General features: G+C 52.6%; 24 protein-coding genes and 1 tRNA gene. 15 read left to right on the top strand and 10 right to left on the bottom strand.

What is annotated here, in order from left to right:
* The first annotated feature begins 265 nt into the window (after positions 1-265).
* The 3 genes from LG198_RS03295 (at position 266) to ribA (ending at position 3,299) form a co-directional block, all read left to right on the top strand.
* Positions 266-1,474, top strand: coding sequence for an acyl-CoA dehydrogenase family protein (locus LG198_RS03295; RefSeq protein ID WP_230341734.1), 1,209 nt, complete (start codon positions 266-268; stop codon positions 1,472-1,474).
* Between the two features lie 71 nt (positions 1,475-1,545).
* On the top strand, positions 1,546-2,592 hold the full coding sequence (locus LG198_RS03290) for a sigma-54 interaction domain-containing protein (RefSeq protein WP_230342056.1): 1,047 nt from the start codon (positions 1,546-1,548) through the stop codon (positions 2,590-2,592).
* A gap of 77 nt (positions 2,593-2,669) precedes the next feature.
* Positions 2,670-3,299 carry a GTP cyclohydrolase II gene (gene ribA, locus LG198_RS03285; protein WP_230341733.1) on the top strand — a complete coding sequence of 210 codons (630 nt, stop codon included), beginning with the start codon at positions 2,670-2,672 and terminating at the stop codon, positions 3,297-3,299.
* A 59-nt stretch (positions 3,300-3,358) separates the two neighbouring features.
* Here ribA and LG198_RS03280 read toward each other — a convergent pair whose 3' ends face one another.
* The 3 genes from LG198_RS03280 to LG198_RS03270 all read right to left on the bottom strand — a co-directional run bounded on the left by LG198_RS03280 (position 3,359) and on the right by LG198_RS03270 (position 8,173).
* Positions 3,359-3,598: a hypothetical protein gene (locus LG198_RS03280; protein ID WP_230341732.1), complete on the bottom strand. Its 240-nt coding sequence runs from the start codon at positions 3,596-3,598 to the stop codon at positions 3,359-3,361.
* Between the two features lie 100 nt (positions 3,599-3,698).
* Positions 3,699-7,169, bottom strand: coding sequence for a DUF748 domain-containing protein (locus LG198_RS03275; RefSeq protein ID WP_230341731.1), 3,471 nt, complete (start codon positions 7,167-7,169; stop codon positions 3,699-3,701).
* Between the two features lie 56 nt (positions 7,170-7,225).
* Positions 7,226-8,173, bottom strand: coding sequence for a M14 family metallopeptidase (locus LG198_RS03270; RefSeq protein WP_230341730.1), 948 nt, complete (start codon positions 8,171-8,173; stop codon positions 7,226-7,228).
* Between the two features lie 300 nt (positions 8,174-8,473).
* Here LG198_RS03270 and LG198_RS03265 point away from each other — a divergent pair, with 300 nt between their 5' ends.
* Both LG198_RS03265 and LG198_RS03260 read left to right on the top strand, forming a co-directional pair.
* Positions 8,474-8,851, top strand: coding sequence for a VOC family protein (locus tag LG198_RS03265; protein ID WP_230341729.1), 378 nt, complete (start codon positions 8,474-8,476; stop codon positions 8,849-8,851).
* Positions 8,852-9,392: 541 nt separating this feature from the next.
* Entirely contained in the window at positions 9,393-9,566 is a 174-nt protein-coding gene (locus LG198_RS03260; RefSeq protein WP_230341728.1) for a hypothetical protein, read from the top strand.
* A 303-nt stretch (positions 9,567-9,869) separates the two neighbouring features.
* On the opposite strand, the gene LG198_RS03255 is transcribed toward LG198_RS03260, so the two are convergent.
* The 3 genes from LG198_RS03255 to LG198_RS03245 all read right to left on the bottom strand — a co-directional run bounded on the left by LG198_RS03255 (position 9,870) and on the right by LG198_RS03245 (position 11,279).
* A tRNA-Ser gene (locus LG198_RS03255) sits at positions 9,870-9,957 on the bottom strand.
* A 52-nt stretch (positions 9,958-10,009) separates the two neighbouring features.
* Positions 10,010-10,543 (bottom strand): peptide deformylase, encoded by a 534-nt coding sequence (gene def, locus LG198_RS03250; RefSeq protein ID WP_230341727.1) that lies wholly within the window; start codon positions 10,541-10,543, stop codon positions 10,010-10,012.
* Positions 10,533-11,279 (bottom strand): S-methyl-5'-thioinosine phosphorylase, encoded by a 747-nt coding sequence (locus LG198_RS03245; protein WP_230341726.1) that lies wholly within the window; start codon positions 11,277-11,279, stop codon positions 10,533-10,535. The genes def and LG198_RS03245 overlap by 11 nt, the downstream gene beginning before the upstream one ends.
* A gap of 78 nt (positions 11,280-11,357) precedes the next feature.
* Between LG198_RS03245 and hpnC the strand changes: the two genes are divergently transcribed.
* From hpnC to glgA, 5 genes are all read left to right on the top strand, one after another.
* Complete coding sequence (gene hpnC / locus LG198_RS03240; RefSeq protein ID WP_230341725.1) at positions 11,358-12,233, top strand: squalene synthase HpnC; 876 nt, start codon at positions 11,358-11,360, stop codon at positions 12,231-12,233.
* Positions 12,230-13,066, top strand: a complete 837-nt coding sequence (hpnD, locus tag LG198_RS03235; protein WP_230341724.1) for a presqualene diphosphate synthase HpnD — start codon at positions 12,230-12,232, stop codon at positions 13,064-13,066. Before hpnC ends, hpnD begins: the two co-directional genes overlap by 4 nt.
* The gene (gene hpnE, locus LG198_RS03230; RefSeq protein ID WP_230341723.1) at positions 13,051-14,373 is read left to right on the top strand and encodes a hydroxysqualene dehydroxylase HpnE; all 1,323 of its coding nucleotides are present in this window, start codon (positions 13,051-13,053) and stop codon (positions 14,371-14,373) included. Before hpnD ends, hpnE begins: the two co-directional genes overlap by 16 nt.
* Positions 14,374-14,390: 17 nt before the next feature.
* Complete coding sequence (locus LG198_RS03225; protein ID WP_268866765.1) at positions 14,391-14,798, top strand: phage holin family protein; 408 nt, start codon at positions 14,391-14,393, stop codon at positions 14,796-14,798.
* Between the two features lie 146 nt (positions 14,799-14,944).
* Positions 14,945-16,399, top strand: coding sequence for a glycogen synthase GlgA (glgA, locus tag LG198_RS03220; RefSeq protein WP_268866764.1), 1,455 nt, complete (start codon positions 14,945-14,947; stop codon positions 16,397-16,399).
* A 249-nt stretch (positions 16,400-16,648) separates the two neighbouring features.
* Here glgA and orn read toward each other — a convergent pair whose 3' ends face one another.
* Positions 16,649-17,197 (bottom strand): oligoribonuclease, encoded by a 549-nt coding sequence (gene orn / locus LG198_RS03215; protein ID WP_230341720.1) that lies wholly within the window; start codon positions 17,195-17,197, stop codon positions 16,649-16,651.
* Positions 17,198-17,301: 104 nt separating this feature from the next.
* Between orn and LG198_RS03210 the strand changes: the two genes are divergently transcribed.
* Genes LG198_RS03210 through queD form a run of 4 tightly spaced genes read left to right on the top strand, consistent with a single transcriptional unit; the run spans position 17,302 to position 20,851 of the window.
* Positions 17,302-18,555: a M48 family metallopeptidase gene (locus LG198_RS03210; protein WP_230342055.1), complete on the top strand. Its 1,254-nt coding sequence runs from the start codon at positions 17,302-17,304 to the stop codon at positions 18,553-18,555.
* A gap of 3 nt (positions 18,556-18,558) precedes the next feature.
* Positions 18,559-19,431, top strand: a complete 873-nt coding sequence (gene rsgA, locus LG198_RS03205) for a ribosome small subunit-dependent GTPase A (RefSeq protein WP_230341719.1) — start codon at positions 18,559-18,561, stop codon at positions 19,429-19,431.
* Positions 19,428-20,351 (top strand): histone deacetylase family protein, encoded by a 924-nt coding sequence (locus tag LG198_RS03200; RefSeq protein WP_230341718.1) that lies wholly within the window; start codon positions 19,428-19,430, stop codon positions 20,349-20,351. Before rsgA ends, LG198_RS03200 begins: the two co-directional genes overlap by 4 nt.
* A gap of 59 nt (positions 20,352-20,410) precedes the next feature.
* Positions 20,411-20,851: a 6-carboxytetrahydropterin synthase QueD gene (gene queD, locus LG198_RS03195; RefSeq protein WP_230341717.1), complete on the top strand. Its 441-nt coding sequence runs from the start codon at positions 20,411-20,413 to the stop codon at positions 20,849-20,851.
* A 5-nt stretch (positions 20,852-20,856) separates the two neighbouring features.
* Here queD and dnaQ read toward each other — a convergent pair whose 3' ends face one another.
* Genes dnaQ through LG198_RS03180 form a run of 3 tightly spaced genes read right to left on the bottom strand, consistent with a single transcriptional unit; the run spans position 20,857 to position 22,729 of the window.
* The gene (gene dnaQ, locus LG198_RS03190) at positions 20,857-21,546 is read right to left on the bottom strand and encodes a DNA polymerase III subunit epsilon (RefSeq protein ID WP_230341716.1); all 690 of its coding nucleotides are present in this window, start codon (positions 21,544-21,546) and stop codon (positions 20,857-20,859) included.
* A 9-nt stretch (positions 21,547-21,555) separates the two neighbouring features.
* Complete coding sequence (rnhA, locus tag LG198_RS03185) at positions 21,556-22,014, bottom strand: ribonuclease HI (RefSeq protein WP_230341715.1); 459 nt, start codon at positions 22,012-22,014, stop codon at positions 21,556-21,558.
* Complete coding sequence (locus tag LG198_RS03180) at positions 22,007-22,729, bottom strand: class I SAM-dependent methyltransferase (RefSeq protein WP_230341714.1); 723 nt, start codon at positions 22,727-22,729, stop codon at positions 22,007-22,009. Before LG198_RS03180 ends, rnhA begins: the two co-directional genes overlap by 8 nt.
* Before the next feature lie 53 nt (positions 22,730-22,782).
* On the opposite strand from LG198_RS03180, the gene gloB reads away from it, so the two are divergent.
* On the top strand, positions 22,783-23,535 hold the full coding sequence (gene gloB / locus LG198_RS03175; protein WP_230341713.1) for a hydroxyacylglutathione hydrolase: 753 nt from the start codon (positions 22,783-22,785) through the stop codon (positions 23,533-23,535).
* Positions 23,536-23,591: the final 56 nt, after the last annotated feature.

Raw genomic sequence — 23,591 nt, 5'->3', positions numbered from 1 at the left:
CTAAGTATTTAAATATTGCTTGTATATCAGCAGTCAACTGCTCAATTGCTGATATACAAGCAATTATCAATTTATAAATCTAATGCAGACTGCTGATTAATCAGCAACAGTTATAAACCCATATTTCATCAGGGATTTAGCCAAATCAAACCCAGACTGGCTTCCAGGGCTGCTTCCATATCAGCAGCATGTTAATTAACCCCTTCACAGGAAAATTGGCACGATAGCTGCTATATGCTTATTAGTTAATAAAGGAATATAACTTTTGGCTATTTCAACACCGATTTTTCAGGACAGCTTTGAGTCACGTGAACCGCAGTCCGCCCTGGAGATTGCACAGACGCTGGCAGCAGAATTTCGCCTGACGGCTGTCGAGCGCGACGAGGCCGGAGGCACGCCCAAGGCTGAGCGCGACCTGATCCGCAGCAGTGGCTTGCTGGCGCTTTCAATACCAACATCTGAAGGCGGACTGGGGGCGGACTGGCAAGAAACCATGCAAGTGGTTCGAGAGTTTGCCAGGGCCGATAGTTCGATTGCGCATGTCTTTGCATTTCATCATCTGATGTTGGCCACTGTACGCGCCTTTGCGCGGCCTGACCAATGGCGTCCGTGGTTCGAACATACGGCAAGGTTGAACTGGTTCTGGGGCAATGCACTCAACCCGCTGGATGATCGCACCATCAGCCGCCAGGTGGAGAATTGGCATGAATTCTCCGGCAAAAAAAGCTTTTGCTCCGGCGCGCTTGATTCCGAAATGCTGATCGTTTCCGCCTACGCGCAGGATACGCACGAACTGGTGGTGGCCGCCCTGCCTACAGGCCGCACCGGCATCGGCGTATTGCAGGACTGGCATAACATCGGCCAGCGCCAGACCGATAGCGGCAGCGTAAATTTCGAGAAGGTGCGTGTAGAAGACAATGACATCCTTGCAGAGCCAGGCCCATTAAGCACCCCATTTTCATGCTTGCGCCCCCTGCTTGCCCAGTTGATCTTGACCAATATCTACCTGGGGATTGCAGAGGAAGCATTTGACGATGCCCGTCATTACACATTGAATGAAGCTAGGCCCTGGCATCGCTCCGGGCTGGAACACCCTGCAGACGATCCTTATGTGCTCGCGCATTACGGCGAATTCTGGGCCAGCCTGCAAAGTGCCCGGGCATTGACCAACCTTGCGGCCGCAAAGTTTGATGAAGCCTGGCAAAAACAGGAAACCCTGACCGAAGAGGAACGCGGCGAGGTTGCCATTGACATTACCTCTGCCAAGATCATCGCTACCAGGATTGGGCTCGACATTACCAGCCGCATGTTTGAGGTTGCAGGTTCAAGAGCCACCCATGCGGGCCTGAGGCTTGACCGGCACTGGCGCAATCTGCGCACCCATACATTGCATGACCCCGTTGACTACAAAATCAAGGAGCTAGGTGAATGGGCGCTGAAACACCAGTACCCGACACCCACATTCTATTCATGAATATATTGGACAACGATTATATGGGACTCGCCCATCAAGAATATGAAAGCATTTACTCGAAAGAGGAAGAAATGAACCTGCTGACGCTCCCCAATTCCCAATCGCTTACCACGTCGATTCGAGCGACCGCGCAAGTATTTGAGGATGCAAAATCCCTGGCGCTGCTTGCCCGTATCCAGAAAATAGCGCCCAGCGATGCCAATGTCCTCATCATAGGCGAGACCGGCACCGGCAAGGAATTAATTGCCCGCCATGTCCATGACTTGAGCCGCCGTCGGGAAAAACCGTTTGTCGCCGTCAATTGCGGCGCTTTTTCCGAAACCCTGGTTGAAAGCGAACTGTTCGGCCATGAAAAAGGCGCATTTACCGGCGCTTTTTCCGCCAAGACAGGCTGGTTTGAAGCGGCGAATGGCGGCACCATCTTCCTGGATGAAATCGGCGACCTGCCCTTGAGCATCCAGGTGAAACTGCTGCGGGTATTGCAGGAGCGTGAAGTGGTGCGCCTGGGAGCGCGCAAGCCAACCCCCATCGATGTGCGCCTGGTCGCCGCAACCAATGTACGTCTCGAAGAAGCCGTGCTGGCAGGGCACTTCCGCGAAGACTTGTTCTACCGCCTGCGCGTCGCCCACCTGGAAATTCCAACCCTGCGCGACCGTCCCGGCGACATTCTTCCCCTTGCCGAGTATTTCGTCAGTGAATACCGCCGGCGCCTGGGTTATGGAAAAGTCGACATTGATGAAGATGCCACGCGCAAGCTATTGGCTCACTCATGGCCGGGCAATATCCGCGAGCTGGAAAATGCCATCCACCATGCACTGCTGATCTGCAAGGGCAACCGCTTGCGTAGCGAAGACCTGCAGCTATCTTCCATACAGTTGCATCGTGTGCGCCAGGAACATGACGGCAACAGCTCGGTCGACCCGCTGCAGCAGGCATTGCACCAGTTGTTCGAGACCGGGCATGACGCGCTTTACGACCATATCGAGGACACGCTGGTGCGCACTGCCTACCATTATTGCCACAACAACCAGGTGCAGACTGCGCGTCTTCTGGGGGTAAGCCGTAATATCGTCCGGGCAAGGCTGATTAAGATGGGCGCAATTTCTGCCTTGAAATAACTGGCATCACAGTCAGATTTACTTTAATCTGCCTGTCTGCGTGATTTGCAGCTGCATTCAACCATTGCATTACCCATATGAGTACGATCAGTAAAATATCTTCTTCCACCCTGCCTACCAAATACGGTCAATTCATCATCCACGTATACCAGGATGTCCAAAGTGGCCAGGAGCATGTGGCGCTGGTGGCAGGTCATGTACTCAATAACGAGAACGTGCTGGTACGCGTCCATTCCGAATGCCTGACTGGCGACATCTTTTCCTCAAACCGCTGCGATTGCGGCGAGCAACTGGTACTGGCGCAAAGCATGATTGCCGAAGCCGGCCAGGGTGTCTTGCTCTACCTAAAGGGACATGAGGGCCGCGGGATTGGCCTCTCGAACAAGATTCACGCCTATGCCCTGCAAGACCAGGGGCTGGATACGGTGGACGCCAACCTGCACCTGGGATTGCCAATTGATCAACGCAGTTATAGCGCTGCCGTGGATATCCTGAAGGACCTAGGCGTGCATTCCCTGCGCCTCATGACCAACAATCCGGAAAAAGTATCCAGCTTGCAGCAAGCTGGCCTGACGATCAATGAGCGCATCCCGCTCGTGATCCAGCCGAACCAGGATAATCTGCAATATTTGCTGACCAAGCGGGACAAACTGGGACATTTTTTTGCTCAACCAGAAATCAGCAATCCGGATTTTGGCGAGCTTTAAGAGCCTATAATTGAATGTAATACAATAAAAAGAGCGGGCAAGGCGCTCTTTTTATTGTATTAATTGAAATTCCGCTTGACGTGATGCAGGTGGTAGCCGTACTGCTCGATGTCCTTGATGATCAGGCCCGCATCATAGTCCGCATGCCTATCATCCTTGTTCACCTCGACATCCGAAGTCTGGTGGACCAACTTGGCATAATCGGGATCAGGCACATCAATCTTTGAAACATCCACCCCTGCCCTTACCGAGATATATTTGTTACTGCTGGTAGCACTTCTATAAATATCCACTTTCATGATGGTCTCCATCCTGTTGATATTCAAAAGCTTGGCGTATGCAACTCATGCATACTGGTTGAGATACGACCACAATTTTAAACAGAAGTGCCCTCTCATCTCAATCTTTGCGATCCACCCCGAGTTCAAGCGGCATCTTCACTTCGGCTGCGCTTCCTGACTGCTGACGCAATGGATTGACGTGCAACTTGCCGGGCTCCAGCGCCAATGTCTCAAGCAGATAACCCTGGACCACCTCGGCACGGGCATTGGCCAGCGCCTGCAGCCAGGCAGGCTCAAGCCTGGCATCCTGGTTAAGCGCGTCCAGCAACTTGCCATAACGCGCCACCTCGTCTTTCTCCGCGTTGATGGATTCCAGGGACTCCGGCTTGAGTTGCTCCTTGCCAAGCTTGTCCAAGGCGGAACGCACCTTCTTGTTATGCGTATCCACCGGCCCCGGCTTTTCTCCCGGTTGCAACTGGATGCCCATCTTGGCCGCCACTTGGTTGCGCACAAATTGTTCCTGCAAGGCACGCCCATCCACCTTTTCATCGCTGACAGGCGCAATCTGCAATACCAGGGCCGGCCTCTTTGCCAGCGCTTCGCTGATTGCCTTGAGTTTTTCCTGCTCAGGCGGTGCCAGCTCCGCACTGCCCGGGTCAAACTCCAGTGCCTCAAGTTTGTCCGAGCTGATACCAAGCAGGTTGCCCAAAGCACGGAATGGCGAGGTAACGATCTTGCCCAGCACATTGACGATAGCCTTCCAGACAATCTTGCCGTAGCTGAACTCCGGATCGTCCAGGCTGCCGGACACCGGCAGATCCAGGTCGATCACGCCGCTGCTATCCTCCAGCAAGGCAATCGCCAGGTCCAGCGGCAGGTTGACCGCATCCTCGCTGTCGACTTGCTCCCCGAGCTTGAGCTTGTTGACGATGAACTTGTTCTCACCCGCCAGTTGGCGTTCCTTGATCTTATATTCAAGGTCCACCGAAAGCTTGCCGGAATCGATGCGGCGCCCCGCAAACTTGCCCGAATATGGCGTCAGCCGGTTCATCTCCAGGTTGCGGAAAGCCAGCTTGAGATCGGTGAACTCGGTGGCCTGGAATGGCTGCACCGAACCACGGATACGCGCCGAGCCGTAATCGTCCACCTTGCCATCCAGTTCTACCTGCGCGGTAGAGCTTGGACTGGTAGATAAGCCATTGACCACGCCGGACAAGGTATGGATATTCGTGCCAAACTGCGGGGTCAGAGAAAGGTCGGCAAACTCCAGGCTGGCCTTGTCGATGCGAATGCGCTCCACCGCGACAGGAAAACCTTCGCCTTCCTTGGCTTCCTGTGTTGCAGGCGTGTTCTCTGCGGCAGAATCCCCTTGGTCGCGCAGGATACGCTTGACGTTGAGCGTACGGTCTTCATAAATGATGAACTTGCCATTCGGCTCGACAATGCGCAGTTCGCCTATATGCAGCTTGTCCGGGGCAAGGCCGAACTGGAGGTTGTCGGTTGCCAGGCTCTTCCAGCCAAGGAAAGGCTGCCCGCCCTCCTCTTCGACGATATCAAGCTTGTTGATGCTGAAGCCGCCCTTGTACAGCACGGAAAGCTGCTTGCCGGACTTGATGTTGAGATTACCCGCGGTATTCGCCGCGCCGTCATTGAGCTTGAGCAACGCTGCCTGGTTGATGTAGGGCGCAAACGGCTTGAGCGAGAAGTTGGCAAGCTTGAGCTTGAGGTCTCCCTGCAACGGCTCTGGAGCCAGCTTGCCGCTGCCGCTGAATGCCCCGCCCTGCTTGACCTTGAATGCCAGGCTGACAGGCAATGCGCGCTTGGTATCGAGCGAGATATCCTTGACCTCAAGCGCAGCTTGCTGGATATCCAGCGCGACCGGCTGCGGCGTGCTCCTGTCCTCGATATGGATAGCGGCGTTTTCCAGCGCGAAACGTTTAAGATCCAGCACCCATGGCGAAGCTTGCTGCTGCTTGCTTGCCTCAGCCTTTTTGCTAGTTGCCGCGGATACGGGTTCCAGCATGGCTTGCCAGTTGAGCGATTTAGCATCCTTGAGCACCTTGGCATCCAGCCCGCTCAAGACAATCGCATCCAAAACCGCCCTGCTTTGCGCCAATTCCAACTTGCCGTTTTGCAAGAACAGCTTGTTGAGCACGGCAGCGGGATCTTTATACAAGGCAGACTGCAACCTAAATGGCCCGACTTCGCTATGGACATCATCCAAGCTGATCTCGCCTTGCCGGCTCGCAAACTTGAGATTGAGGTTGATATCGTCCACGGCAACCTTCAATGCATGCTTGAAGGCATGATCCTCATAATCCGCCTTGAATCCCGCCAGGTTGAATTGCCCCAGGGTGATCTCGAACGGTAGTGCCTGCTCCGGCTCCTGGCTTTCCTCAACAGGCGCATTTTCAGTTTCAGCCGCAGCAACATGCAACTGCTGCCAGTTCACTAGGCCATTGCGCGCGCGTTCGGCATGCAGATTGCCTTCAGCAAGCTTCAGTCCAGCAATGTCCAGCTTGCGTTGCTGCAAGTCCAGGCTGGCATCCTCCAGCGCCAATTGCGGCAATGCCAGCAGGGATTTTCCAGCCTGCTCCAGGCGCAAATCACTCAGCCCCAGCGTCAGTCCGGCAAACTGCACCTGCGTTTCTAGCGCAGCGCTATATTCGAGTTTTGGCAGATCCAGTTGCAACTGCTGCAGGCCCAGTTTGCCAGCCTGGTCTTGCGATTGGAGCAAGGTGCCTGCCAGGGCGCTCAAGTTCAGGCTCAGGTTACTGACAGTTGCCTGCGGCTTATCTTCCACCATGGCAAAATGGTAATCCAAGCGGGTCTGCAGCACCCCTTCATCCAGCCTCACCGGCAAAGCGTCAGGCGGCAATGCTTTGAGCAGCTTGGGCAGGTTGACTCCCTCCAACTCCACCTTCCCATTGGAAACAATTGGGTTAAGCCCCAGCTCGCCTTTCCATTTCAGTGTCCCGCCTTGCTCTGGCAGCTTGGCCATGATGGCATAGTCCCCAAGGTCTTCCGGCAAGGTGGAAAAGCCATCCAACTCCAGATCAAGTGGCTCCAGCACTGCGCGGAATGCCTCGGCGCGATTACGGTCCACGTATTCAAAATCACCGTGCTCGATCAGAATATGATCAATCAGCAGGCGTACCATGCCCTCGGAGGGTTCCTCCTTGGGATTTTCATTGAGCTTGGCAATCAGCGCGGCCCAGTTGCTGCTGCCCTCAGGCGTGATTTCAAACGTCACGTGCGGCGCACTGAGCAAAATATCCTTGAGGCGCCAGGCAAAACGGAATAGTCCGCTCAGTTCAAGATCGGCATGCAGGCGCTCAAATCCGGCCAGCTCGCTTCCTTCAGGCGTTGTCAAACGCAGCTTGTCGACAGTCACTGCAATCCGCAATGGGTCATAACTGACCCGCTCGACATCCAGCCTGCTTGCCAGCTTGTTTTCCGCGACCCATGGCAATACTTTTTGTGCAATGGGATTGACTGCAAAATAGCCAAACAGCAAATAAGACACCCAGAAACCCAGCCCCATCAGGAATGGCAAGCTGCTTATTATTTTTTTAGCCCGATTCAGCATAAGTCCTCCATTTTTTTGCCTAGTATAACAAGGCAATGGCTACAGCCAATCTAGTACTAGACGCGTTCCACTGGCCTGGCGAGGTAAAACCACTCGCTGCCAGGCTCTGCATGTGGGTTGGGGAATACGATATGTACGGTCTCAACAGCACGGATTTCCTCGCCGCTGGCGCGTGTGCCAATCAACGTACCCGCGCTCAGGCATTCAAAGCCTTGCCATTCTCGCGCCAGGCTGTCAGCGGGGTCAACCTTATCCACTACCTCAAACAGGCGCAGGGTTTTTCTGTCCGGTGTTTCCTCTGGTTTTTGATTGCCGCTCAATCCCAGCCATGCCAGCGTATTCAGAATGGCCTGATAAGCGACCTCCGGAGCAGAAGCATCTTCATGCTGCCCGCACTCCAGGGTTAACCCATAGCCGCCCTGGCTACGCATGTACTCGGTTGTCCCCACGCCATAGCGCACATCAGCGTCTGGAGTCTCATGCACACTCTGGCCCTGCCGGCGAGTGACGCCACTGGCATATGTATCCAGCCAGCCATCGACAAACAGCTTTACCCCAAGATGCCGGGCCAGCGCCTCCTCTTCTGCATCATGTGCAAAAGGCTCTAGACTTCCTTGATTGTTCTTGGGCCCCAACATTGCAAAAGGCTCGCCAGGTGTATGAAAAGAATGCAGGTCCAGCAGCACATCATGATCCGCCAACAACGGGCACAGCCAGTTGGCAACATAGTCTTCGAATTGCTGGGGATTATCGGTCGGAAAAAGCTTGCGATTCAGGTTGCGTTCACCGCCGCGGCTATATTGCTCTCGAGCGAGCGGATTGCAGACCGGCACAAAAGTAACCTCACCCGCTGCGATATCCAGTCTGCCGTCCTCAATGTCATTGATGACACGACTGATTGCTAATGTGCCACAAGGCTCATTGCCATGCACACCACCCAGCACAATCAAACGTTTGCCAGGCTGCATTCCGCTAAAAGAAATAGACTGGAAGTGATAACTCATGCCTGATTATCACTGGTTAGGGGCATTTTGTGCAATTCATCGCCACATGTTATATCTCGATTTAATATGCTTTTAAGGGCTATGGATGAAATTCTGTATTGTTTCAACTTTCCAGACATCCATGAATAAAGTTTATTATTTGAAAGTTATCGCCAACCCATTGAACTTGAGGCTGATTGGTTTTCACCTGAGTTAACCTGACCTACAGATGAGTCTTACGAACTTTTTTCTTTTCTATGCCTATGTTGTTCTTCGTTGTCTGTCGCTAAAGTCTATCAACCTTAACTTGGATGAATACAAATGCTCCACCACATCTCATTCGCTGTGACGGATATCAAGGCAAGTGCTGCATTTTATGATGCTGCTCTTGGTGCGTTGGGGTATCGGCGAGTATTTGAGGACGACACTGTAATTGGCTACGGCATAGAAAACGGAAAAGACAAGTTCTGCTTAAAGCTTCGTGCACCGGCAACACCGCCGGGGCCTGGTTTTCATCTTGCATTCTCAGCACCAAACCGGGTTGCGGTAGATCTCTTTCATGCTTCAGCTTTGGCAGTAGGCGGGCGTGATAATGGTCAGCCTGGCCTGAGACCTCACTATGGCGCAAATTACTACGCTGCGTTTCTGATTGACCCCGACGGTCATCACATTGAGGCTGTGATCAATGATCCGGTATAGATACCACCTTTAGCTAACCATTTGTTTAAGCTAAGCTTACATCACAAGTAGTATATGACAAGCAAAAAATCGCGCCTGATCAGGGAGGATTGAGGCGCGTAGGCTACTCTGGTGGAGTAACGAGAAATGTACTAGCCTCCATCCAAAAACTAGTGCAACTTTATATTACGCTTTAGATAAAAACATGAATATAAGACGATCTTACTGAGCACTATGATTTGAAAAAGCGCCTTGACGGAGGGCTAGGATGCGCTGTCAGATAAGTAAACAATAGGTAGACTCGAATGGATTCTCTACATGATCCATGCTTTTATTTATCCCCTCAGGTATCCTCAATCAAACTTTAAATTAATGATTTCTCAAAAAAATTCCCTAATGACTTGTCAATAAAATCTTACATGTTTATCAGATAGCATCGGATGAATGGGCATGAAGACGAGGATTATTGTTGAGTCGCGTTGCTTATCCCATTACCTTAACTCCAGAAATATTATTACCAAGCAACGTGCCTTCTGGAAGTAAGGAACCAAAGGAGATAATCATGGTAGACAAGACACAAGCTCAAGGCGGTGCTACTGATCAGCGTCAACAAGGTGGTACTAACCAGCAGCAAAATAAAAATGAGCAGCAAAAGCAAAGCGGAGCTAACGATAAGCGCCAGCAGGGTGGAACAAACGATCATCGTCAGCAAGGTGGCAGTGATAAAAAACGCTAATGCAATCTAGATAAGGTCAGCAAGTGGTTCAATCCATTTGCTGATTTTTATTCGTCTGGGAGTAATTAACCAAGTAACAAACTGATCATGCTGAGCATTATTGGCCTCATCCCTCACTTAATTGCGGTAGAAATTCACTCCAAAGCATAACCTTGGTCATGCGATATTTAGAATGACACTTCAGGTTTACAACAAATGGATTAACCAATCATGATCGATCGAAGGAATTGGAAGGTTAATGAAGCGCTAAATGCCCCAATAAATTTTGAACACTCTTGAAACCGCGCTGTGACGCGGGTTTATTGGCGGAAGCGGTGAGATTCGAACTCACGAACCCTTTCGGGTCGCCAGTTTTCAAGACTGGTGCCTTCAACCACTCGGCCACACTTCCGCTTTGACATCAGTCGTGGTGACTGAAGAAAGGCGGTTATTCTATCACAAGATTAATCGTCTTCTACTGCCATTCCTGGAAAAAGTACGTCGGTAAAGCCAAATTGAGCCAGGTCGCGAATGCGCATGGGGTAGAGAATACCGTCCAGGTGGTCGCATTCATGCTGTACCACTCTGGCGTGAAAGCCGCTTACTAAACGGTCTATCGGATTTCCATACTGGTCAAAACCGGTATAGTGCAGGCGCTGGTAACGTGGCACGACACCTCGCATGCCGGGTACGGAAAGGCAGCCTTCCCAGCCGTCCTCAAGCTCCTCCCCTATCGGAGTCAAGGTTGGATTGATCAACACGGTGTAAGGCACCTGTTCGGCATCCGGGTAGCGTGGATTATGGCCTACGCCAAAAATCACCACACGCAGGCTGACACCAATTTGTGGCGCTGCAATACCAGCGCCATTTAAATGCGCCATGGTATCTTCCATGTCCTTGATCAAGGCATGAAGTTCGGGTGTATCAAATTGTTTGATGGGCTCAGCTTTTTGCAATAGCAAAGGCTCGCCCATTTTCAGTACGGGTCTAACAGGCATGACCAACCACCACTCTTTCTATCAGATTGCGCACACGCTGCATGGTTTCACTCAGCACTTCGCCCATGTCTTCATATTGGATGCGATGCAGGCTGGTGCCACGCCCAGCCGCATGGTTGGCAACCGGGCAAATCGCGGCATAGCTCATGTCAAGCTCGCGAGCCAGGGCAGCTTCCGGCATGCCGGTCATCCCCACCATAGTCGCGCCATCACCTTCCAGGCGATTGATTTCTGCCGCTGTTTCCAGCCGGGGGCCCTGTACACAAGCGTAGACACCGCCATCCACCAATGATTCGCCGATGTTTTGCGCCGCTTCCAGGCATAACTCACGCAAACGTGAGCAATAAGGTAGCGTAAAATCGATATGCTTGACTGGCAGGTCACCCCCATCATAAAAGGTATTTTTGCGGCCATGGGTGTAATCAAGAATCTGGTCAGGCAAGGCAATCACGCCAGGATTGAGGCTGGGATGGATGCCGCCAACGCTCGCCACGGAAACAATATTGCGCACACCCTCAGAGTGCAGCGCCCAAATATTGGCACGGTAGTTAACGACATGTGGTGGGATGGTGTGCCCGTGACCATGCCGGGGCAGGAAAATAACCTCGTAGCCACAGATATCACCATAGGTTAACGGCCCGGAAGGCTCACCATAAGGCGTGCGTATGATCTGCCTGCGCTTGATCTTGAGATTGGCCAGCTTGGTTAGCCCTGTTCCACCGATAATGCCTAGCATGAAAACTCCACGATTTCAGATTGGCACATTGTAGCGCAACAATCTTAACTTGCCACAAAGCGCGGTCACAGGCGTTTTATGGCATACTTTATGCCGCTTATGACGACATCCACCCACGCCACCATCCAGCAGAGCATGGCGCTTGCCAAGGCTCACTATGAAAACTTTCCGGTTGCCTCTTTTCTTCTGCCAAAGGATTTGCGCGCGCCCGTGGGTTTGATCTATGCCTTTGCCCGCCAAGCTGACGACTTTGCAGATGAAGGCGATTTGCATCCTGAAGAACGCCTGGCATTGCTGGATGATTTTCGCCTGCAACTGGACCAAATCCGCGATGATACAGTGCCGGACACCCCTCTATTCCAGGCATTGCATAAGATGATCAAGGAACGTGGCCTGCCGCTGGAGCCATTCTATGACCTGCTTTCCGCGTTCAGCCAGGATGTAGTCAAGGCACGCTACGTCAATTTTGGCGAGGTTATTGATTATTGCCGACGATCCGCCAATCCGGTCGGTAGGCTGATGCTATATCTATACCATGCCGCCACACCGCGCAATATTGCCTTGTCGGATGCTATCTGCACCTCGCTGCAACTCATCAATTTCCTGCAGGATATAGAGATAGACTACCGCAAGGATCGTATTTATCTGCCGCAGGACGAGTTGCAAAAATACAAGATCAGCGAACAACAGATTGCCAATAAAAATACCCAGGGCACATGGAGCCTGTTTATGGAGTTTCAGATCAATCGCACACGCAAGCTGTTGCAATCCGGCGCTCCTCTCGGGCTGGCATTGCCTGGCCGAATCGGGCTGGAAATGCGCATGATCATTGCTGGTGGGGAACGCATCCTGAAGAAACTGCATCATGGCCGTGGCGATGTCTTCAACCAGCGTCCAGTGCTCAATGCCGTTGACTGGACTTATATGTTTTATCGTGCGGTGAGGAAAAAATGAGTCCGCAGGAATATTGCCAGAAAAAGGCCGCAGCAAGCGGCTCCAGTTTTTACTATAGCTTCCTGTTCCTGCCTAAGCCCAAGCGTGAAGCCATCACTGCCTTGTATGCCTTCTGCCGGGAAGTGGATGACATTGCCGATGAAGTGCAGGATATCAATGTTGCGCAAACCAAGCTGCACTGGTGGCGCGGCGAAATTCTCAATCTTTACCAAGGCAAGCCGCAGCACCCGGTAACGCAGGCACTGCAAGGGCCGGTGGCGGAATTCCAGCTCAAGCAACAGCATTTTCTGGAAATCATCGATGGCATGCAGATGGACCTGGAGCAAAACCGCTATCGTGACTTTGCTGAACTTGAGCTTTACTGCTATCGCGTTGCCAGCGTGGTCGGCCTGCTTTCCGCCTCTATTTTCGGCTACAGCAATCCGCAAACCCTGCAATATGCACTGGACCTGGGCATGGCCTTCCAGCTCACCAATATCACGCGCGATGTCGGTGAAGATGCCCGGCGCGGCCGCATCTATCTGCCACAGGACGAACTCGCGCGCTTTGGCGTGAGCGAGCAGGATATCCTGCTCGCTCACGCATCTGACAATATGCGGCAATTGCTGGAGTTCCAGGCGGATCGTGCTGAACGCTATTACGACAAGGCCCTGGCCGAACTGCCACCTGAAGACCGCAAGCTCCAGCGTACCGGCCTCATCATGTCGGCGATCTACCGCACCTTGCTCAAGGAAATCAAGGCAGACGATATCCAGGTAGTGCTCAATGCCCGGGTTTCCCTGACGCCTATCCGCAAACTCTGGCTTGCATGGCTGACATGGGTACGCAACTAACGCCGCATGTTGCCGTAATTGGCGGTGGTTGCGCCGGGCTGGCTGCCGCTGTTGCCCTCACCCGTGCCGGCGTCAAAACCACCTTGCTGGACTCCAGTCACCAATTGGGAGGACGCGCGCGCGGTATCGGCTGGCAAGGCGTCACCCTGGATAACGGCCAGCATATTCTGCTGGGGGCGTATGTCCAGTCACTGAAGCTGTTGCAAACCTGTGGCGTCGATATTGATGCAAACATCCTGCGTCTGCCGCTCAAACTTGAAATACCTGGCGAGTTCTCGCTGACAGGCAAGCAGCGCTTACCTGCCCCATTACATATATTGTTTGGCTTGCTGCAAGCACAGGGGCTGACGCTGGGTGAACGTTTGGCCGCAGTGCGATTTATGGCTAGCCTGCGCTTCAGGCAGTTTCGCTTGCCGGCAGATATGCCTTTACAGCAGTTGCTGGCGACACAACCGCCGCGCCTTATCGCCATGCTATGGGAGCCTTTATGCCTGGCAGCGCTCAATACCCCGCTTGCTACAGCAAGCGCGCAGACTTTTCTCAACGTATTGCGCGACAGCTTCGCGCGCAGGAAGTCTGATAGCGATTTGCTTCTCCCCCGTGCCGACCTTTCTATCCTGATTGCCGAACCCGCCGCCAGGTTCATTAAAGTGCATGGCAGCGAGATCAGGCTTAATACACCGGTGGAAAGCCTGCGAGAGCGGCCCAATGGCATACAACTGAAATTCAAAGAGGCATCCGAGGATTTCAGCCACGTGGTTGTCGCTACCTCGCCTTTCCGTGTGGCGGCGCTTTTGCAATCATTGCCTGGCATGAAGGAAACCGTGAGCCGGTGCGAGGCATTGGACTACCAGCCGATCTATACGGTGTATTTGCAATATTCTCCAGAGATACGGTTACCCAACCCCATGTGTGGCCTTGCCAATCAACTTGGTCAATGGGTGTTTGACCGCGGTCAGCTTTATGGACAAGCAGGATTAGTGGCAGTGGTGATCAGCGCTGAAGGCAGGCATCAAGGGTTAACGCAAGCATCGCTGGCGATTAACATACATCAGGAGCTGCAAATTGTTTTCCCCATTCTGCAGACAATAACGCCGCTCTGGCATAAAGTCGTGGCGGAAAAGCGTGCGACATTCGCTTGCATTGCCGGACTTCAGCGTCCTGGACAAACCACCGCTCATCCGCATATATGGCTCGCTGGGGATTATGTCGGCACCGGCGACACGTTACTGGACTACCCCGCGACGATTGAAGGCGCGGTAAGAAGCGGATTCCAGGCTGCGAAAAATATTATCAATTCACTTTAAATATATATTTTAATATTATGATAATTAATGATATTTATGACTTTATCTTACACTGGGGAATCATGAGCCTCTCTCTGTGGATCGCCAGCCTGCTTTTCCCCGGGATCAAGTTTTCCTCACGATCTTCGCTGTTAATTTCAGCACTGGTACTGGGCTTCGTCAATGCCGTTATCCGCCCCCTGCTGCTGATTCTTACCTTTCCACTGACCTTGGTAACGTTCGGCTTTTTCGTGCTGGTGGTCAATGCATTGATGATCATGCTGGTTGCCAAACTGATCAAGGGATTTGAACTTTCCGGCTTCTGGACTGCATTCTTTGCCAGCATTTTCATTGCCATACTGGGCTTTTTGATTGAATGGATGCTGCCTAGCCAGGGTGTTGCCTTAATACCGATGAACAGCAGCCCGGATACCATTTCAATCTAGTCCATAGCGCCAGATATCCATTAGCAAATTTGTCGGGAAAATCGCATTCTCCCGCCCATGGTTATTTGATATGCTTGAGCTACGGGAATTTTTTAGATAGTCAGCAAAGCCCAATTTCAACCTAACAAAAAGCAAAGACCACCACCTTGCGCATCCTTTTTGTCAGCTCCGAAGCTTACCCCTTGATCAAAACAGGCGGTTTGGCCGATGTCAGCGGTTCCCTGCCTGCAGCCATTCGCGAGCTTGGCGTTGATATCCGCATTTTGCTGCCAGGCTATCCCGTTGTTCTGCAGAAGCTGCATGGCAAACGCCAGATTGCACAGCTATACGGATTGCCCGAGGTTGGCAGCATTAACCTCTTGCTGGGCAAAATGCCGGATACTGATGTTGAAGTCATGGTGATTGAAAATGGCAGGCTCTTTAATCGTCCCGGCGGACCATACAACGACAGTTACGGCAATGACTGGGACGATAATGCCCTGCGCTTTGGCATCCTCTCCAAAGTTGCGGCAGTGTTGAGCAGCCAGGATTCGCCGCTGCAGGACTGGATTCCCGATGTTGTTCACTGCAATGACTGGCAAAGCGGCCTAACCCCGGCATTTCTGCACTATTCAGATACTGCCCATGCCAAATCCATGATCAGCATCCACAACCTGGCATTCCAAGGCAACTTCCCGCCGGAGTGGGTGCAGCGCCTGGGCTTGCCCGATCATAGCTACCAGATGCACGGCCTTGAGTACTATGGAAAAATGTCTTTTCTCAAAGCTGGCATTTACTATGCAGACAGCATTACCACCGTCAGCCCGACCTATGCACGTGAAATCCAGACTGAACAATACGGCTTCGGCATGCAAGGCTTGCTCGCAACGAGAAGCCACGAAATTTATGGCATATTGAATGGTATTGAAACCCAGGAGTGGAATCCGGCAACCGACCCTTATCTTGCCAAGACGTATAATATTGAGCATCTTGCCGACAAGAAAATCGTCAAAAAAGCCCTGCAGGTCCAACTTGGGCTGGAGGCTACCCCGCACAAACCCTTGCTTGGCGTAGTCAGCCGCCTGACGCATCAGAAAGGCCTGGACATTTTCCTCTCTGTTGCAGAAAGGTTGCTCGCCAGACACTGTCAGATTGCCGTGTTGGGAAATGGTGAAACGCAAATGGAAAATGGCTTCAGGGAGCTGGCCCGCCGCCACCCGCACCAAGTCAGTGTTACCATCGGCTACAAGGAGCCTTTGTCTCACCAGATCATGGCAGGCTCAGACATGTTCATCATGCCGTCACGCTTTGAGCCTTGCGGGCTCAACCAGATGTACGGCCTGCGCTATGGCACCCCGCCTATTGTTACCCGTACCGGGGGTCTGGCAGACTCGGTGCAGGACAGCAATACCGCCACAATGAAAAACAACACCGCAACAGGATTTGTACTGGAATCCGCAGACTCGCGGCAACTGTTAAGCGTCGTGGAGCGTGCATTGGTCTATTACCAAGACCCTAGGGCATGGCGTAAAATCCAGCGCAACGGCATGCGCCGCGACCTCAGCTGGACTAATAGCGCGAAAGCCTACCTTGATTTATACCAGACGCTCGCCCGCCGCTGATTTTTCTACGTTTTTCTCAATCTAAAAAGCAAAATAGCAAACTGTTACAACTATTTAACAGTTTGCTAACCATTTTGCCTTTTCCAGCAATAATTCAGCAACACTTCATACTTAATATGGCACCTAACGTAAAGTAAATGGCATGAACAGTGTTCATTTATTTGCGAGCTTTCTCCAAAGCTATACTTCTCCTCCCTTAAGGGTGCGCCTGACGCACCCCTTTTTTTACCTTTTTATTGGAGAGAAAGCCTACTCCAGGCGGAGGAAATGCTCGCGGTAATACTTCAGCTCATCAATAGACTCGTAAATATCCGCCAGCGCTTCATGCTTGCTGCTTTTCTTGAACCCTGCAATCAATGCCGGGCGCCAGCGCCTTGCCAGTTCCTTGAACACGCTGACATCCAGGTTGCGGTAATGAAAATAGGCTTCAAGTTCGGGCATATAGCGCGCCATGAATCGCCTGTCCTGGCAAATGGAATTGCCGCACATGGGGGATTTTCCGGCAGGCACGAACTCCTTGAGAAAGGCGATCATTTGTTGCGATGCAGCAACTTCATCCAGGGTGGATGCCTTCACCTTGTCAATCAGGCCAGAGCGCCCATGGGTTCCCTTGTTCCACGCATCCATGCCGTCCAGGACGGCATCGGACTGATGAATAACCAGTACCGGCGATTCTCCCAGCACATTGAGTTCGGCGTCGGTAACGACAGCAGCCAGTTCCAGAATGCGGTCGCTATCTGGCAGCAAACCGCTCATTTCCATATCCAGCCAGATGAGGTTGTCGTTGTGTTGTGACATAATGATTTCCATTAAAATGTGACCGCATGCAAAGAAAGGTGAACCTTCCACCGCTTTCTTGCTTCAAAATAAACATAATATTTTAACTGATAAACATGCAAATGATGGCTACAAACCTGACGATCCTCTTCATATCTCTTCTGGTGCTCACCACGGCAATCCGTATCTGGCTAGGCCGGCGGCATGTGAGCTACATCCAGACGCACCGTAACAAGGTGCCTGATGCGTTCAATTCAAGCATCAGTCTGGGCGCCCACCAGAAGGCCGCCGACTACTCTTCTGCAAAAACGCAGTCAGCAATCCTGGAAACCTCTGTGCAAGCCGTATTGCTGCTGTTGCTTACCGTGGGAGGCGGTTTGCAATTGATCGACAATGCCTGGCGCGGCATCTTGCCGGAACATGACATCATTCGCGGCGCCGCAGTCATCCTGAGCGCATTGCTGGTGAGCAGCCTGGTTGACCTGCCTTTCGATTATTACCGTACTTTTGTTATCGACCAGCATTTCGGCTTCAACAAAATGACGCCTGCCATGTACTTTATCGATTTGGTCAAGCACAGCATTGTTGGCCTGCTGCTGGGTGCGCCATTACTGTTTGCCGCCCTGTGGCTCATGCAAGGGGCTGGCGACTACTGGTGGCTGTATCTTTGGGTGGTATGGAGTGTATTCAACCTCCTAATGCTGGCAATCTACCCCACCTTCATTGCCCCGATGTTCAACAAGTTTTCCCCATTGGGCGATGAATCCTTGAAAACGCGTATTGAAACCTTGCTGACCAAATGCGGCTTCAAGTCCCAGGGCCTGTTCGTGATGGATGGCTCTACACGCAGCAGCCATGGCAATGCCTATTTCACCGGCTTTGGTGCAAGCAAGCGCGTGGTGTTCTTCGACACCCTGCTGGAACGCCTGAATGGAGACGAAATCGAGGCAGTGCTGGCACACGAGCTTGGCCACTTCAAGCACAAGCATGTCATCAAGCGCATTGCCCTGATGTTTTTTGTCAGCTTCATCGGCTTGGCGCTCCTAGGATGGCTTGCCCAGCAGGATTGGTTCTATGCCGGGCTGGGTGTAAACCAGCCCAGTGATTACATGGCCCTGCTTCTGTTCCTGTTGGTCAGCCCGGTCTTCCTGTTCCTGTTGCGCCCACTGCTAGCTGGTTACTCGCGCAAGAATGAATTTGAAGCAGATGAATATGCAGCACAAAATGCAGATGCCCGCTATCTGGTAGAGGCCCTGGTCAAGCTGTACCGCGACAATGCCTCCACCCTGACGCCCGACCCGCTGCATTCGGCATTTTATGACTCGCATCCGCCTGCGAGCATACGCATCGCCCGCTTAAGCACGTTTACAGCACACTAAACCTTGCTGAATGACTTATTAAGCGGTTTGGTCGTAGCTTCCTACGGCAAACGCTATGGTGTGGAGTTGGAGGATGGGCGTGAGTTGAGTTGCGTGACGCGCGGCAAGAAGACGGATCTTGCCTGCGGCGACCATGTCAAGATCAAAACCACCGGTCCTAATGAAGGCGTGGTAGAGCAGTTGCAGCCTAGAACCAGCCTGCTTTATCGCAGCAACAGTTTCCGCAGCAAGATGCTGGCTGCCAATGTCAGCCAGGCTGTCATTGTGCTGGCAACACAGCCTAGCTTTTATGAAGAATTGCTCAACCGCTGCCTGGTAGCTACCGAGGCAGCTGGAATCAAGGCCGTGATCGTGCTCAACAAGTGCGACCTTGATAATGCGGGTGAAACCATGGCGCGGCTGCAGGACTATGCTGCGCTCGGCTACACGATACAACCATTATCTGCCCGTGAAGACATAGCACCACTCAGGCAATGGCTCAAGGGAGAAACCAGCGTATTGGTAGGCCAGTCCGGCATGGGGAAATCTACCATCGTCAATGCGCTGCTGCCAGATAAAATGATCAAGACACAGGAAGTTTCCACGGTATTGGATAGCGGCAAACATACGACAACCGCAGCTCACTTGTACCACCTAGACGCGGAAAGTCATTTGATCGATTCTCCTGGGCTGCAGGAATTTGGCCTGCACCATCTGGATGCCGAACAACTCGAACTGGCGTTTACCGAATTTCGTCCTTACCTCGGTAAATGCCGTTTCAATAACTGCCGCCACCTCAAAGAACCGGAATGCGCCATCCAGGCTGCCGTGGCTACAGGTGAAATATTGCCCCGGCGTCTTGCCTACTACCAGCAATTACGCCTGGAAATTGCATGACCACCGCGCTGGTGTCCCATCCTGATACGCTGTTGCATGTCATGGATGGCAAACACCCGGAGTCTCCTGCACGCATTACCGCCATCATGGATGCGCTAGCAGAGCAACATCTGATTGGCAAACTGCAACGCCATGAAGCACCACAAGCCACTGATACAGACCTGCAACGCGTGCATGATGCGGCCTATATCCGGCATATTCGCGATATTGCTCCTCGTGCTGGTGTCGTGCGCCTGGACCCTGACACCGCCATGGGACCGATGTCGCTCACAGCCTGCCTACACGCGACAGGCGCGCTCATCAAAGCGACTGACCTTGTCATGCAAAAGCAGACTGAAAATGCCTTTTGCTGCGTGCGGCCGCCCGGCCACCATGCCGGCAAGGCGCGTGCTGCGGGATTCTGCATTTTCAATCATATTGCTGCCGGGGTGGCCTATGCGCTGGAAACCTATGAGTTGACACGCGTCGCCATTCTGGATTTTGACGTGCACCACGGCGATGGAACGGAGGATATTTTCAAGAGCGATCAGCGTGTGATGCTATGCTCAACCTTTCAGCATCCGTTTTACCCGCACCGTGGTGCAGATACGCGCACAGATCGCATGATCAATGTGCCACTGCCTGCACAAAGCGGCAGCCAGGCATTCCGCGAAGCGGTATTGCAAAACTTCGCACCTGCCTTGCAACGTTTCCGGCCGCAGATGCTGTTTATTTCTGCCGGGTTCGATGCCCATGAGAATGATCCTCTTGCCAATCTGCAACTCAGCACCGACGATTACCGCTGGATAACGCAATTTGCCATGTCAGTTGCCGCGCGGCATGCAGAAAAACGCATAGTATCCGTACTCGAAGGCGGCTACCACCTCTCCTCCTTGGCACAATCCGCAACGGCACACATCCGCACCCTGGCCGGACTTTAGGCACTAATGATGCATCAGCGTCGTGAGGCTGCTGCAGGTTTTACTGCTATAATCGCGCCATGCAAATTACCACCCGCCTTGAATTCGATGCCGGGCATCGTATTCCCAGCCATAAAAGCCAGTGCCGCAATCTGCATGGGCATCGTTATGCCCTGGAAATTACGCTTTCCGGCAATATTATTGAGTTAGAGGACGCGTCGGACAATGGCATGGTCATGGACTTTTCCGATGTCAAAGCCATTGCCAAGCGTTGCGTGGTGGACCAATGGGATCATGCGTTTCTGGTATACCAAGGAGATACGGCAGTTCTGGAATTCCTGCAAAGCCTGCCTGAGCATAAAACCGTTATCTTCAACACTGTTCCGACGGCAGAAAACATGGCAGCAGAAGCCTTCCGTATCCTGAAGGCGCAATACCACGACATCTATGGCACTCAGCTCAAGCTGGAACGCGTGAGGCTGTATGAAACGCCTAATAGCTGGGCAGATGCGCTAGCTTAACGCAACTATTGCGTCCAGACGCAAGCGCCGCCTTTTGTCAGTGCCTGCAAGTATTCTTCATGTGAGGCCTGCTCGGTTTCGTTGGCGGCCAGCACACGCAATGGCTTGCTGCGCGTCAGTTTGAGTTCACCATCACTTTCCACCGGCCCGCTATCCAGCATATCGATCATCAAGCTTTCCTGCCCGCGGGTCATAGCCATATAAACATCCGCAAGCAGCTCCGCATCCAGCAAGGCGCCGTGAAGCGTACGTGAAGAGTTGTCTATGCCATAGTGGCGGCATAAAGCATCCAGGTTGTTGCGCTGGCCAGGGCGCATTTCCTTCGCCATTTTCAGCGTATCGATGATCTCCAGCACGCTGTGCTCGATATTTTGCCGCTCGATTCTGGTCAATTCAGCATTAAGAAACCCGATATCGAACGGAGCGTTGTGGATAATGAGGTCCGCGCCGGAAACAAATTGCAGAAACTCATCTGCAATATCGGCAAAACGTGGCTTGTCCTGCAAAAACTCCAGCGTGATGCCATGCACTTCCTGTGCTGCCTCGTCTATCTCGCGGTCCGGGTTGAGATAAACGTGGAAATGGTTGTTGGTCAGCCTGCGATTAAGCAGCTCAACGCCAGCAATTTCAATAATCCGGTGCCCTTGGGCAGGATAAAGACCGGTAGTTTCAGTATCGAGGAATATCTGGCGCATGTTCGTTTCCTATAACACCGCGCGGCCCAGCACTTGGTCCACGCCCTTGTTAGCCAATGTATCGGCCCGCTCATTGCCCGCATTGCCTGCGTGGCCCTTGACCCATATCCACTCGATCTGGTGCTGTTGCACCAGGGCATCCAGGGCTTTCCAGAGATCAACATTCTTGACTGGCTTTTTATCGCTGGTTGTCCAGTTTCTGGCCTTCCAGTTGTGCACCCACTCTGTTATCCCTTTTTGCACATAGGCTGAGTCAGTATAGATTTTCACATTACATTGGCGTTTAAGCGCTTCCAGCGCACGGATCACCGCAGTAAGCTCCATGCGGTTATTGGTAGTGCCCAGTTCGCCGCCCCACAGCTCTTTTTCATGTCCGGCAAACGATAACCATGCCCCCCAGCCACCGGGACCAGGATTGCCTTTGCACGCCCCGTCAGCATAAATCTCAATCACACTGCTATCACTCATGTTTGTTCTGTACATCCGTTCTTTGGGTTGGTGTGGGCAATAAGCCGGCCTTGAGCTTGGACTTGCCCCATACGGGCTTGATCAAGCGCATGCCTATTACCCGTTTTTTTGCCAGGACGAAGTATACCCCACCCATCAAGGGCCACAATCGCGCACCCAGACGCTCAACTGAGCCCAGGCGCCCATGTCCGCTGCTATTCCGGAATGGGGGCATATGACAGGCCATCCTGGCCTCGATTACCTCGAAGTCGAGCAAGGCCAGCCAGTCCTTGACTCGCATCAGGCTGAGGAAATTGGCGTCCCAGGGATAATCATCATTATTGCTTGCCAGGCGACGGATTCCCCATGGGCTGACCGGGTTAAAACCAGTCATTATGATATGTCCTTCCGGCACCAGCACCCGCGCCGCTTCCCGCAGGGTCTGATGTGGATGCTCGCTGAAATCAAGGGTATGGGGCAATAACAGCAGATCCAGGCTGCCTGCCTGAAGCGGAAGCTGATGGGATTCACACTGCATCAGGCCGCCTGCCACATCCGCACCGAATTGATAGGGAATGCGGCAGTGACGCAGCAATGGCATTGCAAGCATGCCGAACTGCATGGCATTGAAACCGAATATATCATGCACCGCTTCGTCAAACAGAGCCTGCTCCTGCTCTTTCAGATATTGCCCCAAAGGGCTGGCAAGCCATTGTGCTTGTTTCTCGGTTGACATCAGCATCCCAACATATCATTAATAGGCACTATATTGACTCACTGACTGCTCAGATGCTTGAAATTATCCCTATTCCCGCATTCAAGGACAATTATATCTGGCTATTGCACGACCATGCCCATGCCATCGTGGTAGATCCTGGCGATGCAAACCCTGTGCTGGCCGCCCTCTCCACGCTGCATTTGCAACTGGACGCTATTCTGGTCACTCATCATCATCATGACCATATAGGCGGCGTGGAGGCATTGCTTCATGCAACACCAGCCATGGTGTTCGCCCCGAGCAAGGAACAGTACACATTCCCGCATCAGGCAGTCAGTGCTGGCAATACATTAAACTTCTCAGCACCGGCACTATCCCTGTCGGTACTTGAGGTTCCCGGCCATACCTTGGAACATGTGGCCTATCATGGCAATGGCATGCTATTTTGTGGCGATACATTATTCGGTGCCGGTTGCGGACGGCTATTCGAAGGTAGCCCTAGGCAAATGTATACCTCGCTGCAGCAACTGGCGCAGCTGCCGGCCGATACAGCGGTCTATTGCGCCCATGAATACACCGAACATAACCTGAAGTTTGCCCGCACCCTGGAACCGCAACATCCTGTTTTGCTCGCCCGCCAGCAGGCGACTAGCAATATGCGCGCTCAAGGCTTGCCCAGTGTGCCATCCACTATAGCGCTTGAACTTGCCACCAATCCATTCCTACGCTGTCATGAACCAGGCGTGATTGCCGCCTCCGGCAGTATCAATACCGACCCAGTCAGCATTTTCACTACGATCCGAGAAATGAGAAATCATTTTTAATCATTAACATAGTTTAATGATTTCAAGTAAGGTGTTTATTTGTGCCACAGACTTGA

The sequence above is a fragment of the Methylobacillus arboreus genome, assembly GCF_020532725.1.
GTDB classification, from domain to species: Bacteria; Pseudomonadota; Gammaproteobacteria; order Burkholderiales; family Methylophilaceae; genus Methylobacillus; species Methylobacillus arboreus.
Note: the sequence above shows the minus strand (reverse complement) of the source record. Positions and strands in the feature narration are given on the sequence as shown.